The organism is Mucilaginibacter paludis DSM 18603, assembly GCF_000166195.2.
GTDB lineage: Bacteria > Bacteroidota > Bacteroidia > Sphingobacteriales > Sphingobacteriaceae > Mucilaginibacter > Mucilaginibacter paludis.
The window spans coordinates 7059161-7075587 of the sequence record NZ_CM001403.1; the positions used below are offsets into that span (position 1 = coordinate 7059161).

Sequence of the window (16427 nt, forward strand, 5' to 3'; positions counted from 1 at the left end):
TGTATAGTTTAGAGATTGCTTCGTCGTACCTCCTCGCAATGACGTGCGGTGCGATACGTTATGGCTTCTATTGGTGCTTCTCGCAAGCACCATTTTTTTATCTTCAAGCTTAAAAAGCTACCGCTTTCAATCTCAATCCCGCTGTTTCATCAAGGCCGAACAGCAAATTCATGTTTTGTACGGCCTGGCCTGATGCTCCTTTGAGCAGGTTATCCATAATGCTGATGATGAGCAACTTGTTGCCATGTTTTTTTACCTGGATAAAGCATTTATTGGTGTTTACAATTTGCTTTAAATCGATATTGCGGTTGGTTACATGGGTAAACGGGTGCCCGGCATAATATTCGGTATACAGGGCTGTGGCTTCCTCTTCGGTTAAATCGCAGTCGGTATAAATGGATGCGATGATTCCCCGGGTAAAATCGCCCCGGTAGGGGATGAAATTTAGGGTGCCTACTGCCGTATCGGGTTGTAATTGCTTTAACGACTCGCCAATTTCGTTCAGGTGCTGATGGTCAAACGCTTTGTATACCGATAGGTTATCATTTCGCCAGGTGAAGTGCGATGTGGGCGACAAACTCTGGCCTGCGCCGGTTGAGCCTGTTGTAGCCGTAATGTGTACTTCGTGGGTTAATAATGCTTTTGATGCAAGGGGTAACAAACCTAATTGCAAACAAGTGGCAAAGCAACCCGGGTTGGCAATGTTTTTTGCCGTGCGGATAGCCTCGCGGTTTAACTCCGGCAGGCCGTAAACAAACTGGCGCAGGGTAGGTTCAGGGTCGGCGGTGATGGTTTTGAGCTGGAACTTTGAGTTATGGCTCAGTCTGAAATCCTGGCTCAGGTCGATAATCTTTACCTGTGGTGCTACAGGCACCGCATCTAAAAACTTTTTGGCATCGCCATGGCCAACACATAAAAACAGCACGTCGATATCATCCGATATTTCTCCGCTGAATTTGAGGTCGGTTTCGCCAAACAGATCGGTATGTACTTCGTAAACGTAGTTACCCGTATTGCTGTTGCTGTGTATAAACGCAATTTCAACATGGGGGTGATTGATAAGGATACGCAACAACTCGCCACCGGTATAACCGGCACCGCCAATAATACCGGCCCGTACAGTGATCGGCTTTTCCGGATCTGTATTGAGGGCGGGCTCTGTGGTGTTATGATTGTAGTGCATAATTATTAATTTAAAGTACGTTTTGCCTATCGTTGTTGGTTGATGGGCTCGAATAAAAAATAAACTCCAGGTCGGTATTAACGTTGTTGCTGATGTAATGCTTTTGCCCGGCTTTAATTTCAATCCCCTCGTTAGGTTTTAAAATGTGTTCCGTGCCATCAATGTTGATGGTGGCCCTTCCGGTTAAAATAAAAAAGAACTGGTTGGCAACCTCGTGGTAGTGCAATTGCTCCCGGGTATCGGGCGGCATTAATTCCTGCTTAATGGATAGGGCTTCGGTATCAACAAAGTTCCAGCCATAGCAATCATCGCCCCAGGTGTACTGGTTAAGGCAGTTTGATTTAGAAACCGCCCCAAGCGCCAATGGTAAATCTGCCGCCGTTACATCATTTTTTATGTCGTTATCCATATTTATTTTTTATCCCCGTAAGGGGATAAAATTAGCCGTTTACTTTATGGTAGATCATTACCTGGTTACCAAATATTTTGGAGAAACCTTTTACATCCTCACCGCTCCATGAGTTGTTCATTTCGCCGTATGTGCCAAATTTATTCGACATCAAATCATGATCCGATTCGATACCGATAACCTGGAAGCGGTAGGGGTGAAGCTCAACAAACACTTTACCGCTTACATAAGTTTGGGTATCGGTTAAAAAAGCCTCAATGTTGCGCATAATAGGGTCGTGAAACTGCCCTTCGTGCAACCAGTTGCCATAGAAAGACGATAACTGGTCTTTCCACGATAGTTGCCATTTGGTTAACACATGTTTCTCTAAAGTATGGTGCGCTTTGATGATGATGATAGGCGCGGCGGCTTCAAAACCTACGCGGCCCTTAATGCCGATGATGGTATCGCCAACGTGAATATCGCGGCCAATGCCATAAGGCTGGGCAATAGCTTGCAGCGCCTGGATGGCCTTGGTAGGGTGGGCATAAGTGGTACCGTCGATACCAATCAGCTCGCCTTTTTCAAAAGTAAGCTCCAGTTTTTTAGGCTCGGTTTGCGATACCTGGGTTGGCCAGGCTTCTTCGGGCAGGCCCTGGTTGGATGTTAAAGTTTCGCGGCCGCCAACTGATGTACCCCAGATGCCTTTGTTAATGGAGTATTTGGCTTTCTCAAAATTCATTTCAACACCGTGTTCCTTCAGGTATTTAATTTCCTCTTCGCGACTCAGCTTTAAATCGCGGATGGGGGTTAATATCTGTACTTCGGGCACCAGGATATTGAAGATCATATCAAACCTCACCTGATCGTTACCGGCGCCGGTGCTGCCGTGGGCAACGTACTCGGCATTAATTTCTTTGGCGTAGTTGGCAATGGCAGTAGCCTGGCTAACACGCTCGGCACTAACTGACAGGGGGTAGGTATTGTTTTTTAATACGTTGCCATAAACTAAATAACGGATGCAGGTATTGTAAAAGTTGATGGTTTCGTCAACTACGTGGTGCGATGTAACACCCATTTCGTAGGCGCGTTTTTCAACCGCTTGTAATTCTTCCTCGCTAAAACCACCGGTATTTACAATTACCGAATGTACCTCCATGTCCAGGTCACGGGTTAAATAAATACAGCAGAATGAGGTATCTAAACCACCGCTGTATGCCAATACTACTTTTTTCTTCATTGTGTAATTTTTAGTCCATGGTCCATAGTCGATGGTCCATGGGGTGTTTGTTTAGTCCATGGTCCATAGTCGATGGTCCATGGGGTGTTTTTTTAGTTCATAGTCCATGGTGTTTAGTCCATAGTCCATAATGTCAGTCGATCGCCGATAGTTTTTTCCATGGACCATGGACTATCGACTATGGACCACTCTTCAATAATCCTGTCCTATTTTTTTCAATGCGTTTTCAATCCGCTCGAGCAGGGTAGCTTTGTGCGTAATTTTTTTCATTTTTTCTTCGTACTCTTTTTGCTTTTCGGCTGGGTCAAACAGCATGGCGGTACACATGCAGTTTTTGCGGCCTTTGCTCATTAAAATATCGTAGTTTACACAGCTGGTACAGCCCTTCCAAAAATCCTCGTCCTGCGTTAATTCCGAGTAGGTTACGGGCTCGTAGCCCAGGTCGGAGTTGATTTTCATTACCGCAAGGCCCGTAGTTAAACCAAATATTTTAGCGTGCGGGTATTTAGTGCGCGATAATTCGAACACTTTGTGCTTGATGGCTTTGGCTAAACCAACCTTTCTGAATTCGGGATTAACAATTAAACCCGAATTGGCCACAAAATCGCCGTGGCTCCAGGTTTCAATATAGCAAAAACCCGCCCAGGTGCCATCCTTATACAAAGCAATTACAGCTTTGCCTTCCAGCATTTTATCGGCCACATATTCGGGCGAACGGCGGGCTATACCCGTACCACGCGCTTTTGCTGATTCGGCCATCTCGTCGCATATCGCCTGTGCATATTCAACATGTTGTCCGGTGGCAACCTGAATATCAAAATCTTGTATGGTCATTTAAAAAGAAAATATGAATTGGAAAATTAAATGGCCGTTTGGGGCCTTAATTGAAACAGATGATGGAAAAAAAAATGTTTTCTTTTTCCGGGATAGGACGATGATCGAATGATCAATCAAACCCTTGGTATAAAAAGCCTTCGTCGGGAAGTGGAGAATACAAAAACAGTAGAAACCAAAGCACGAGCTACCGGGGCATAAACCGCCCTGGTTAATAACGTATTTAAGGTTTGCTTATTCATTATAATTAATGTTTTTGTTAAGCTTTGAATTTTACTGCAAAATAGGGTATAATTTTTTGATTTTACAACAAACATTTTTTAAAATAACATGGAGTTAACATGTTATTGCGCCCGTGGGCAATGGGCTAAACTATAGGTTTACAAAAACCTTTTGAAACAAAAAAGCAGCATTACAATACGGTAATGCTGCCAAACTTAAACAATGATTAAACTATGCAATGCTATATACTGCTAACGGGCTGCGGATTGCTTAACGGCAGTTAGCAAATCTGCAGAATTGAGGCTTTCTGTAAAATCCTGCTCTACATGGTCGTAAATAATTTGCCTTGAGGGCGATATCACATAGGTGGCAAGCAGGGGCACATTGTTATCAATACCCGAAAACCTGTTCCATATCGGGTCGCTTTCAGAGTAGAGCCTGAATTTTTCGGCAATGCTGTATTGATAATCGAAGTAAAAATTAAGCGACAGGTTATTGTTCCAGGCAATTTTTTCGGCGCTTTCCTTTTCGTCGCTTACAATGAGCAAATTGCCGCCCGCAGCGCTGATTTCGTGCTGTAAAGCATCCAGGTTTTTAAGTAATGCCAGGCCATGATCTTTCCATTGTGCCGAATAGAAAGCAATAACCAAGGGTTTAGTTAAAATATCGCGCAGCAAAATAGTGTTTCTAACCTCGCGGCCATTAAAAAACTTTTGCCATTTGCCATGCTCCCTTTGCAAAGTAAAATCGGGCGAAAGGTTGCCTGCAGTTAGCGGAATAAGTGCTTTGTGTTTTTTTAAAGGTATATTGAGTTCGGTAATGATTTCTGAAAGATCAAAATAAGGTATATAGTTTAATGCTAACATGATGTTATGATATTGAAGATGGTGAACTATTAAATTATTGAAGTGATTTGATACGCAGGATTAAAAATTAAGCACACATATAACAACGCATTATAAACCGGTTTTTACCAATGGTTATAACTGTTTGCGCTGTTGTAGTTGTTGTGTAGCGTTTCATAATGATATCTTTAAATTTAATGAATACAAATATACTATAATGTATATGGATTTTATAGTCTTTATTTAAAATAATTTTAGATATCTGTAAATCAATATTATAAATTTGTTTTATGCTCTCTGTGGGGTGCTTTATGTGCTTGTTGGCTAAATAGTGGTTTGAGGCTTAGATAATTTAAACAAAGCAGATTATTTTACGTTAAAACGTATACCAATACATCAACCTTTCTATACATTACCTTTAGTGAATTTTGCCTTCCGAAGATTTATTCACTGCTTTTTACATAGTTAAAAGTAAATGTGTTTATTTTTAGTAAATTACAATTGCAATAATCTTGAGCCTGGTGTTCAATATTAACAAAGATTAACGGTTTGTTTATATGTTATCCGGTTTAATGTGCCTATCTTAGCAAAATTCTGCACAGTTATAATCCTTAAATGTTTTAGCCCCCTAACTTAAAAAAATTTAAATGGCATTTTTAGACCATGTATTACAGCCGCCTGCATATGGATGGCAAGATGAAAACGGCGATTTAGTAAAACCTTCCTCCAAACAAATCTGGCACGAGTTTTTTTCCCGGCTAAATGTATTTAAGGACCGTAAAAACTGGCTCGGCTTTTTTAGCTGGCTCAAAGTAATTTGCCTGGTGCCGTTTTTTTTATTATTTGTATTTAAGTTTTTTAGTGTATGGATGTTGCTCATCGCGTTTTTATACAGCATGATTATCATGGGGACACACGGTACCATTTGGTATCACCGGTATTGCACACATGGCGCCTATAAGTTTAAAAATAACTTCTGGCGGTTTTTAACTCAAAACCTAACGCTAAAAATAATTCCCGAAGAAATTTACGTGGTGTCGCACCATGTACACCATGCCAAATCTGATCGCCCTGGAGACCCTTACAATGCCTTTGGCGGATTTTTATATTGCTTTTTGGCCGATGTGAACCACCAACCCATAGCCAAGGATTTGAGCAAGGAAGATTATAACCGCGCCGTACAACTCATGAAGCATACCGGGCTCAAAACCAATACTTATGAGCAGTACCAAAAATGGGGCTCGTTGGCTAACCCGGGCATGGCTATTTTATATTGGATAGTTAACTGGAGCTTTTGGTACCTGGCCTTTTACCTGATGGGTGGCCACGCGCTGGCCTGTACTATTTTTGGCGCCGCCGGTTTTTGGGCGGTAGGTGTGCGTACCTTTAATTACGAAGGGCACGGTAAGGGCGAAGATAAACGGCAGGATGGGGTAGATTATAGTCGCGATGATATGTCTATCAATCAACTTTGGCCGGGTTTTGTGGCTGGCGAGTGGCATAACAATCACCACCTGTTTCCTAAAAGCGCGCGTACCGGCTTTATGCCGCACCAGGTTGATTTTGCCTGGTACTATATTAAGTTTTTAAGTATGATAGGAGGGGTGAGCTTTTACCGCGATTCTAAACAACAATTTTTAGAGCAGTATCACCAACCTTACCTGGAAAGCAAAAAAAATGCTTCTGCGTTAAATGCGGAAGTAGTTCCAAATATTTTAACTTCTGAGCCCTAAAGATTTAGGAATTTATTCCTATTTATTATTATATTTATAGTAAACACCACATCTCGGGAATGTGGTGTTACTTAACTAACAAACTGAACTCAATTGGAGCCCTTTTTATCAGGCTCCAATTGGGTTTTTTAATTTCTTTTCAGCCAAAGGTTTTCAAACATTTGCTGTTATGCCCCGCTAACCGGTACACGTATATTGGTAATAAACACCACACCTCGGGAGTGTGGTGTTACTTAACAAACAAACTAAACTCAGTTGGAGCCCTTTTTTACCAGGTTCCAACGGGGCTATTTAATTTCTTTTCGGTTATTGCGTTCTTTCGCGAGCTGCCCATCATCATAGGATGGTAACCATTTTATTGGTAATAAACACCACACCTCGGGAGTGTGGTGTTACTTAACAAACAAACTGAACTCAATTGGAACCCTTTTTACAGGTTCCAACCGGGTTATTTAAATTCTTTCTCCACCCATGTCAGGGGCAAATTCTAAATTACATAACAAGATAAGTTGCTTAGGTGTTGATTGTTTGGGTGGGATAGTTTTAAACCGAAGTATTTCGCTATTGCGGATACAGGCTCCAGCTAACACCATTAATGTGATAATGAGCAACCGCCACACCCGGGAGTGCGGCGGCACTGGTTTTAAAACTAAACTAAAACTACATTATTAAAGTTCTTCACCATGCTGGCTCATATCAAGGCCGACAACCTCGTCTTCGGCAGTTACACGCAGCGGGCTAATCAGGTCGGTAATTTTCAGTAACAACAACGAACCGAAAAACGCGAATACCGATACCGATACCAGCGCTATTAAATGCGTAACAAACAAATGTGTTTCGCCATAAAATAAACCGTTACCAGTGGTATTACCTGCGTTAACGTTGGTATTGGCAAATACCCCGGTTAATAGCATACCCACCATACCGCCAACACCGTGGCAAGGGAAAACATCCAGCGTATCATCAATAGAGGTGCGTGAGCGCCACATTACCACCAGGTTACTTACCACAGCTGCAACAATACCTATAATTAAAGAGCTTGATACGGTAACGAAACCGGCTGCCGGTGTAACGGCTACCAAACCAACTACGGCGCCTATACAGGCATTCATAACAGATGGTTTTTTGCCTAACAGGATATCAAAAAACACCCACGACATAGCTGCCGCCGCCGATGCTGTTGTTGTTGTTGCCAGCGCGGTAGCCGCTAGCGGGCCTGCGCCCAAAGCCGACCCTGCATTAAAACCAAACCAGCCAAACCATAGTAAACCTGTACCCAATAATACATAGCTGATACGGGCTGGCGCGTGTACGGGCTCGTTCCGTTGTTTAAGGTATAAGGCCGAAGCAAGGGCTGCCCAACCTGCAGACATGTGTACAACTGTGCCGCCGGCAAAATCTAATACCCCTAATTTAAACATGATACCATCCGGGTGCCAGGTAGAGTGCGCAAGCGGCGCGTAAATGATCACGATAAACAGGCAGATAAAAATCAGGTACGAGTTAAAGCGGATACGCTCGGCAAAAGCGCCGGTTATCAGTGCCGGGGTAATTACCGCAAATTTAAGCTGGAACATGGCAAACAATACCAAAGGTACGGTAGGGGCCAGTTTCCAGGTAGCGTTGCCCAGCATGCCCTTCATCATGAAAAATGTAGCAGGGTTACCTATGATGCCGCCTATAGAATCGCCGAAGGCTAAACTAAAACCGAACACAACCCAGATAACAGTAATTACGCCCATGCAGATAAAGCTCTGCATCATGGTTGATAGTACGTTTTTTTTGTTAACCATGCCACCGTAAAAAAAGGCCAGGCCCGGTGTCATGATCAATACAAGTGCGGTAGAAGTTAATAACCAGGCCGTATCGCCGGTATCTATTTTGTTGGTGGCGATGTTAACCGTTTCGGCCGACGGAAAAATGAGTGCAAGTATCACTACAATAACGAGTAACGCAAAGGGTATGATTTTTTTCATGATAAGGAAATCAGTAATAATGAGTTTGATCAATGTTTGGTAAAAGCGCAATTAGCCCTTTAGGCTGCAAGGCCGTATAAATGCAATACACAGCCATTAGTTTACGCAACGTTTTGGGCAGGTATTGTTAACTTAAATAAGTACGATTGATCAAATAATCACCAAAAGGCATGAAAAGGAAAGAGGAGCAGTCTGCGGAAGCGGGAAAAGCCCTCAACGCTGCCGCCGGGAATATGTTTTAAGCTGCGAATACCCGCGAACATGTTTGGGTTTAAAACAAACGCGAGCTTTACGAAATTTGCGGGTTTATAATTTTGCGAACTAATCCGCGCAACGCTGCCTTGATTTAATAACAAATCAATAACGCTATTGCCGCTTTTTGGAGTGGTTGCACTTACAGTGGTATGCTTAACGGCGTGCTTTACCCTGCTTACATGGCTCAAATCAACCGTGGTGCTCTTCGCACCCAGGCCCATTGCCAGTAAAAGGAATAAAGTAGATCTTAAAAATCTTTTAAGCATGCCTAAATATAGGAATTATTTAAATAAGTACTATAGAATTTATCAATTTACTTGATAATTGTGGCTAAAGTTAACTTTTGTTATAATCTTTTTAAAAAATAAATTCAAATTTTAGCTAAATATCGATGCTGGGATGAAATTGTTGACTAAAAAAATTAAATGATGGCTATTGATATAGATAAACCTGGGATAGTTATACTATTTCTAACTTAAACCGGGGAATTAAACTAATGTATAGCTTGTTTTGTATTTTTTAGTTATTTAAAATACAGCTTTAACTCCTTAGTCTAATATCAAAGCTTCGATATAGCCTTTTGTTAAAAAATGTTAAACCTTTTTTTTAGTAAAGGTAAAAACACTACGGTTGTTACCTTTGGCGTTTATGATATGATAAAAAGGATAAACCATTGCTAATTTTATTCAGATTCGGATACTTTATATTTTAGACATATCTTTGCAGTTGATTATAACGATCTGTTTCAAACGGACATGGTTTAATTCTTATTAATTTAATTGTTATGTTAAGTTCAACATTATTATTTCTGAGCGCTCCAGATATTACCATCATCCTGGTGGTGGCCCTTGTGTTATTTGGCGGAAAAAAGCTTCCTGAACTGGCCCGCGGCCTCGGTCAGGGAATTCGTGAGTTTAAAGATGCCACCGAAGGTGTTAAAACCGATATCCAGAATCAGGTGAACAAAGAACCCGTAAACCCAGCGCCACCTGCTGCGCCTGTAAACCCGGTTCCGCCCGTTACGCCTGTACAAAAAAGCGATTTGCCGGAATATACGCCTGTTAACGATGTGCGCCAGACGCCCCCGCCAACAAAAGAATAATTATACCCATATAAACCTACACATGATATTTTTTATTTCCTGAAAAGAGCCATGCAATACAACAGACTAAATAATCTATTGGGCTGGCTTTGCTTTGTCATAGCGGCAGTTACCTACACCTTAACCTTAGAGCCATCAGTAAGTTTCTGGGATTGCGGCGAGTTTATCTCCTGCGCTTTCAGATTACAGGTATCACACCAGCCAGGCTACCCTTTATTTGCCATGATAGAAAAGGCTTTCTCCTTACTCTCATTCGGCAATAATGCAAAAGTGCCTTTTTACACTAACTTCGGCACAGCCTTAACCAGCTCGGCTACCGTGATGTTCCTTTTCTGGACCATTACCGCCATGGCTAAAAAATTAATGGCTAAAACCAACGATGTGATGGATCAGTCGCGTACTATCCTCATCATGGGTGCCGGTTTGGTAGGGGCGCTGGCCTTTGCTTTCTCTGATACTTTTTGGTTTTCGGCTGTTGAAACCATCGTATGGTCAACTTCAACTTTGTGTACCGCCGTTGTTTTTTGGGGAATATTAAAATGGGATGCGCATGCTGATGAGCCCGGCGCCGACAGATGGATCGTTTTTATCGCCTATGTAATGGGCTTATCTATCGGTATCCACCTGCTTAACTTAGTTACCATACCGGCTATAGCGTTGGTATACTACTTCCGCCGTGGTAAGCTGATCGATCCTAAAAACACCATCATCGCTATTTTAACAGGTGTGGGTATATTACTGTTTGTACAGTTCGGTATCATCCAATACACTGTTAAATTTGCCGCCTATTTTGATCTGTTTTTTGTGAATACATTGAAAATGGGATTTGGTACCGGTGCCCTGGCCTTCTTTATCATTTTGATAGGCGCAATTGTGTACGGCATCATCTATACCACACGCCACAATATGCCGCGGTTAAACATGGCTTTTATATGTGTGGCCTTTATCTATTTAGGTTACAGCTCTTTTGCCTATATCCCTATCCGCGCCACTGCCGATCCGAACTTAAATAACACCGACCCTAATAACGCCTTTGCCTTATTAAGTTATTTAAACCGCGACCAGTACGGCGACAGGCCGCTTATTTACGGCCAATACTTCGACTCCAAACAGGCTGACTTAAGCGCCGAAGAGATTACGGCGTTAAAAAACAGCGGTAGCATTGTTTACCGTAAAGGCAAAACCCAGTACGAAGAGGCCAGCAGGAAATATTCTATTCCGTACGAAAGGAATACACTGCTGCCCCGCATCTACGACCAGGAAGGCGATCACCCGCAGTTTTATAAAGACTGGCTGCACATCGCCGAGGGACAGAATGCGTCGTTTGTAGATAACATTAAGTTTTTGTTCAGCTGGCAAATCTACCAGATGTATGTCCGCTACTTTTTGTGGAACTATGTTGGCCGTTACAATGATATGGACGGACAAAGCAATATAGCAGGTATTGATGGTAACTGGACTTCGGGTTTTTTTGATAGCTCCAAAAATTTGCCTAAATCAATATTAGAAAACAAAAACTATGCGCCTTTATATGCACTGCCGTTTTTAATTGGCGTATTTGGCGCGGTATACCATTTCCGCCGAAACAGACGGAACGCCCTGGTGGTAACACTGCTGTTCTTTTTTACCGGCTTAGCCATTATATTATACGTTAACCAGCCGCCATTGCAGCCGCGCGAGCGCGATTACTCTTACGTAAGTTCGTTCTATGCGTTTGCCATCTGGATTGGTTTGGGCGTTATTGCCGTGGCCGATGTGTTGCGTAAAAAGCTGAGCCCACAAGTATCGGGATTAATTGCAGCCGGTGCATGTTTACTGGCGGCGCCTGTATTGATGGCCAAGCAGGAGTGGAGAGGTCATGACCGGTCGACCAAGTGGACGCCGCACGATATGGCGTACAATTACTTAATTTCGTGCGCACCCAACGCTATCCTTTTTACCTACGGCGATAATGATACCTATTCGTTATGGTATGATCAGGAGGTGGAAGGCATCAGGCCCGATGTACGTATCGTTAACCTGAGCTTATTGGGTACCGATTGGTATATCCGTGGCATGAAACATAAAATGAATGCTTCTGAGCCGTTGCCCATCACTATGCCCGACGAGAAGTTTCAGTTAGGTGTACGCGATGTGATCTACTATAACGACTCCAAGATTCCAGGATCTGTTGAGTTGAAAGAAGTATTTGATTTTATAACATCCGACGATAGCCGCGCCAAGGTTGAATACCAAAGCGGCGAAACCATGAACTATCTGCCTACTAAAAACTTTAAAATCAGCATCAATCCTGATGATGTTATTAAAAATGGCGTGGTTCCGGCAGATCAACGGGATAAGATAGCCCCGGTAATGGATTGGAAATATACATCCAATTATGTAACCAAGGATAACCTGGCCATGCTGGATATATTGGCCCACAATAACTGGAAACGCCCGGTTTATTTTGCCATCACCGTAGGTAACGAAAACATGATAGGCCTGCAGCCTTATTTATATAAGGAAGGTTTTGCTTATCATTTGATGCCTTTAAAAGTTGATACAGCCGCAAAAGATCAGGATAAAACCAATACTTTGGTGATGTACCATAACGTAATGGAGAAATTTAAATGGGGTAACATGAAGAACGCCAGTTACCTGGATCACGAATCGACCAATATGTTCTACCCGGTTATTTTATCGCTGTTTGTTAACCTGTCGCAAAATTTAATGGCCGAAGGGCATACAGACCTTGCAGCTAACACACTTCATAAATATGTTGATGTAATGCCTGATATTTATCCGGACATTACCGTTGCCCTGCGTAAAAACTACCTGGCACAGATGCTTTATGAAGTTAATGACGTTGCCGCTGCCAACAAAATGCTGAACAGCATTGACGATTATGTGGTTGACCAGTTAAATTACGACTACAGGTTATTAGAGAAAAATAGCGGGGGCATCAACGGGCAAGAAATACAATACGGTGTTTCGTTGATCAACTCGATGGTGAATACCACTAAACAATACCATCAAACTGCGCTAAGCGCAAAATTTGCTGCACAGTTAAAAGATTACGAAAGTAAATTTGCCGGAATAATAGGGCACTAATTGATTTACTTGATATAAACTAAGGCCGGGCTAATACCTGGCCTTTTTTATTTAGCGGTTTACTAAACCTGTGGCTTGCCTTGCGGCGAATCTCCGATGCTACGGCAAGTGTCCCCGCTTGTGGCCATAGCAGTATGTTATGAGGTATGTGGTGTGAATTGATCGGTAAGCGTAGCTTGCTTAATCTACAAGCGAGGCTTGCAGTAAGGCGCTGCCCCACTACTGCAAAGGATTCTTATAAAGCTTTACATAAATGTTTAGCTTAATTGAATCACTTCTGTTTACTTTGATTTTTTGTGTTTCGAAAGTCTGATAGGGGATACCAATGGCTTCAAAATGATAAGTTTCCGGTTGTAAGGTTAAAGAAAACTTACCTTCGGCGTCTGTTTTGCTCATAACTTTGCCATCAACTCTAATCGCTCCTGTGGTTTTTAAAGCAACTGTCGTTCCATATTCATAAATTTTTCCGGTCACCACAGGATCGGCATTCGATGTGCTCTTGATAATTGAATATGTAGAAGAACCATTCGAGTTTCTGTACATATTTTGTTTCAGAGAGCAGGAACAAAACAGCATGAAGGCTGTAAATAATGAATTGTAAAAATATTTTGGGGTGTGTTTCATATTAAATAAAGTGTCTATGACGTTTTGTATGGGTACTAAAAATACAATTTGTGAGTGATAGGCTAAGCCAATATTTTACTAATGATATTTTTCGTGAAGTTCCACTACTGTTTTAAGATCTTATTTTTAATTTAGCCATTGATTATCAATGTTATATGTCTTTATAAGTAACGAGCCTATCCAGCCGAAAAAAATAGCAATGGCGTTTTGAACCTCAATGACCTTCTCTGGTGCAGAAAGATAGTGCGTAAAAGCCTGACTGCACGCCTGGCCGGGTGTTGGCCTGTGGGCGGAAGGATCGTGCAGTCCAAAGCCTCCTCTAAACAGCGTAAGCTCTCATGCATACAAAAAAACAAACACAGTGCATAATCTCCTCGGTAGGGGAGACTTTTTAAGCCCTCCCTACCGTGTAACCACATCTTTTAGGTATCATTAAAAATACTCCCGGAGGAGTAAAAGGCCGGTAGAAATGATCAATCAAAAAACGTTTAGTGCCCGTAGGTACGCTACCATTAGTTAAGCAGTTCAGGCAGGTTGCAGAGTTCGTCGCACGGTGAACACACCCCTGCAGCCGCAATGCCAAACCCGCCCCCTCTCAAGAGGGGATCTGAATAAATTCACTCATTATCAATGCAATATGAAAAAAAAGCGGCGGACCGTGCGATTCCCCTCTTGAGAGGGGCGGAGGGGTGTGTTCTATGCGAGCGATTATAAAGCGCAGAAATTTTGTATTATAATATCCTGTTTGTTAGCGTATTATTGGCTTGGTGTGAATAGATCATCAACTTGTAAGCAATCAATTTTAACTTAATGATATTGGTCGTAGGTACGACACATATCGACCGTATGCTGCTCCATTTTTTTTGAATTGCGCTTATAAAAAGTGAAGAAGTAGCGTACCCGACGGCACGAAAACCCCATTTCGCCAATGTTCTACAAAGCTTCAACCCCGATGGGTTTTACTTAAAAAGATGTGGGTACACGGTAGCCTACCGGGGAGGGTTGGGTGGGGCTTCTTCACGCGGCGATTGAGCATGCCGATAATCTAAATTAAGAATACTGATCATCAGATCAAAGATAGCACATTGATAATCAGCGCACCAGATATGATGCATACTTACAGCTTTTAAAAGGTCCCTCCTCCCGTCGGGATGGCATGATGGAGAGAATTCGGATTTGTACAAACAAAATCCATATTCTATTTGTAGTTTTGCAGCAAAGCCGGAAAATGCTTTGCCGGTTTGCAATATGTTTTTGCCCACTTAATGTTCTTTCATGAAATACATCTACCCGATCCGTAAAAAAGGACTACTAATTTTTGCCACCCTGGTTTTGATGCTTGCCGCCGGCAAGGGCTTTGCACAGCTAATTTACCAACCTTATTCCTACCAGTTTTATCAAAAGCTAAATAAGGATATGTATTCGCCGGCCACCAGCCTGCATACCTCAGTTAAGCCCTATTTTATTTCAGATTCAAGCTCGTTAAGGCATTCGTACGATTCGCTGATGCATAACAATGTGGATAACTCTAAAAAAAGCTGGCTTAACCATTTGCTGTTTAGCGGGCATTTGGTAGAAGTTAAAAACAAGGAGTTTACCTTCTACATGGATTACATTACCGATTTACAGTTGGGGCGTGAGTTTAATGATAAAACAACTACCAACTTAAACACCCGCGGGTATGATATCGGTGGCACCATCGGCTCAAATTTCTTTTTTTACACTTCGGGATACGAGAACCAGGGGAAGTTTGCCAACTACGTTAACAATTATATCAACGCGGTAAAGATGATACCCGGCCAGGCCTACGACCGGACAGCCAAGGGCGATTCGCGAGTAATTGGCAGTAAAGATTGGTCGTACGTAACGGCGATGATCGGTTTTATGCCGAATAAGAACATCACCATCGCTTTAGGACAGGATAAAACCTTTATTGGTGACGGATATAGGTCGGTACTTCTGTCGGATTACGCGGCTACTTATCCCTTATTACGTTTTACGGCCAACATAGGTAAACATGTACAGTATATGGCCAGTTGGGCCTATATGGATAACCGTACCGCCCCCACATTTGATGTCAACCCCAGTGGCCCCAATTACCGCAGGGCTTGGGCCGCCTTCCACTATATCGACTGGAATATAACCAACAGGGCATCCCTTGGCTTTTTTAACGCTTTAATTGCCGCCGAGGCCGACGATCAGGGCAACCGCCATGGTTTCGATGTAAACTATATTAATCCTATCCTGTTTTTGCGCTCGCTGGGCCCCGGCGGCATACCCGACCATACACTCGCCGGCTTTAACGGTAAATATAAGGTACTTGATAAAACAACGGTTTACGGCCAGATACTTTTCGACCAAACCGGCACAAGCTCAAATAGCAACAGCCGTGGTGCTTACCAGTTAGGTTTCAGAGGGGCCGATCTGTTTAAGGTAAACAGTTTAAACTACCTGTTTGAGTTTAATACCGCAGCGCCCTATACGTACTCAAACCAATATCCTATTGTAAGTTATACGCAATTAAGCGAGCCGCTGGCGCACCCCTACGGTGCAAATTTTAAGGAGTGGTTGGGTATTGTAAATTATTCTGTTGGTAAATTTGATTTCCAGGGGCAATTAAATTATGCTAAGTACGGCTTAAACACCACCGCTACTAACTATGGTAAAGATGTAACGCTTGCCGATAATGCATCCATACCTTCCGGAAGCATCAGTACAGGGCAGGGGATAGCAACTACTTTAAAATACGCCGAAGGTACGGTGGCCTTTGTGTTGAACCCTAAATATAACCTGCGGGTTGAGGTGGGAGGTTTATGGCGCAACGAAACCAATGCCCTAAGCGATACCAAAACAGTGTTGCTCACCTTTGGTTTGCGCAGCAGTTTCAGAAATCTGTATCATGATTTCTGATCTGGTGAATAAGTCCGTTTTAAAT

Annotated in this window: 12 protein-coding genes; 4 read left to right on the top strand and 8 right to left on the bottom strand. The window is 42.6% G+C overall.

The features are described 5' to 3' along the window. Positions 1–109 precede the first annotated feature (109 nt). The 5 genes from argC to MUCPA_RS30010 all read right to left on the bottom strand — a co-directional run bounded on the left by argC (position 110) and on the right by MUCPA_RS30010 (position 4733). Positions 110–1183, bottom strand: coding sequence for an N-acetyl-gamma-glutamyl-phosphate reductase (argC, locus tag MUCPA_RS29985; RefSeq protein ID WP_008511634.1), 1074 nt, complete (start codon positions 1181–1183; stop codon positions 110–112). Between the two features lie 10 nt (positions 1184–1193). Next, positions 1194–1592: a cupin domain-containing protein gene (locus MUCPA_RS29990; protein WP_008511635.1), complete on the bottom strand. Its 399-nt coding sequence runs from the start codon at positions 1590–1592 to the stop codon at positions 1194–1196. Positions 1593–1623: 31 nt separating this feature from the next. Beyond that, entirely contained in the window at positions 1624–2811 is a 1188-nt protein-coding gene (locus tag MUCPA_RS29995) for an argininosuccinate synthase (RefSeq protein ID WP_008511636.1), read from the bottom strand. 192 nt (positions 2812–3003) lie between these two features. Beyond that, positions 3004–3645: an N-acetyltransferase gene (locus tag MUCPA_RS30000; protein WP_008511637.1), complete on the bottom strand. Its 642-nt coding sequence runs from the start codon at positions 3643–3645 to the stop codon at positions 3004–3006. A gap of 473 nt (positions 3646–4118) precedes the next feature. Beyond that, a complete protein-coding gene (locus MUCPA_RS30010; protein WP_008511639.1) occupies positions 4119–4733 on the bottom strand; it encodes a redoxin domain-containing protein in 615 nt (204 codons plus the stop codon). 626 nt (positions 4734–5359) lie between these two features. On the opposite strand from MUCPA_RS30010, the gene MUCPA_RS30015 reads away from it, so the two are divergent. Beyond that, on the top strand, positions 5360–6445 hold the full coding sequence (locus MUCPA_RS30015; protein WP_008511641.1) for a fatty acid desaturase: 1086 nt from the start codon (positions 5360–5362) through the stop codon (positions 6443–6445). A gap of 668 nt (positions 6446–7113) precedes the next feature. Here MUCPA_RS30015 and MUCPA_RS30025 read toward each other — a convergent pair. After that, positions 7114–8421, bottom strand: a complete 1308-nt coding sequence (locus MUCPA_RS30025) for an ammonium transporter (protein ID WP_008511644.1) — start codon at positions 8419–8421, stop codon at positions 7114–7116. Positions 8422–8579: 158 nt separating this feature from the next. After that, positions 8580–8942, bottom strand: coding sequence for a hypothetical protein (locus MUCPA_RS30030; RefSeq protein ID WP_008511646.1), 363 nt, complete (start codon positions 8940–8942; stop codon positions 8580–8582). Between the two features lie 518 nt (positions 8943–9460). Between MUCPA_RS30030 and MUCPA_RS39445 the strand changes: the two genes are divergently transcribed. Together MUCPA_RS39445 and MUCPA_RS30040 are read left to right on the top strand one after the other, a co-directional pair. Beyond that, the gene (locus tag MUCPA_RS39445) at positions 9461–9778 is read left to right on the top strand and encodes a Sec-independent protein translocase subunit TatA/TatB (protein WP_008511647.1); all 318 of its coding nucleotides are present in this window, start codon (positions 9461–9463) and stop codon (positions 9776–9778) included. A 51-nt stretch (positions 9779–9829) separates the two neighbouring features. Further along, positions 9830–12868 carry a glycosyltransferase family 117 protein gene (locus MUCPA_RS30040; protein WP_008511648.1) on the top strand — a complete coding sequence of 1013 codons (3039 nt, stop codon included), beginning with the start codon at positions 9830–9832 and terminating at the stop codon, positions 12866–12868. A gap of 219 nt (positions 12869–13087) precedes the next feature. On the opposite strand, the gene MUCPA_RS30045 is transcribed toward MUCPA_RS30040, so the two are convergent. Beyond that, entirely contained in the window at positions 13088–13492 is a 405-nt protein-coding gene (locus tag MUCPA_RS30045) for a carboxypeptidase-like regulatory domain-containing protein (protein WP_233276807.1), read from the bottom strand. Between the two features lie 1275 nt (positions 13493–14767). Between MUCPA_RS30045 and MUCPA_RS30050 the strand changes: the two genes are divergently transcribed. Next, a complete protein-coding gene (locus MUCPA_RS30050) occupies positions 14768–16402 on the top strand; it encodes a hypothetical protein (protein ID WP_008511650.1) in 1635 nt (544 codons plus the stop codon). Positions 16403–16427: the final 25 nt, after the last annotated feature.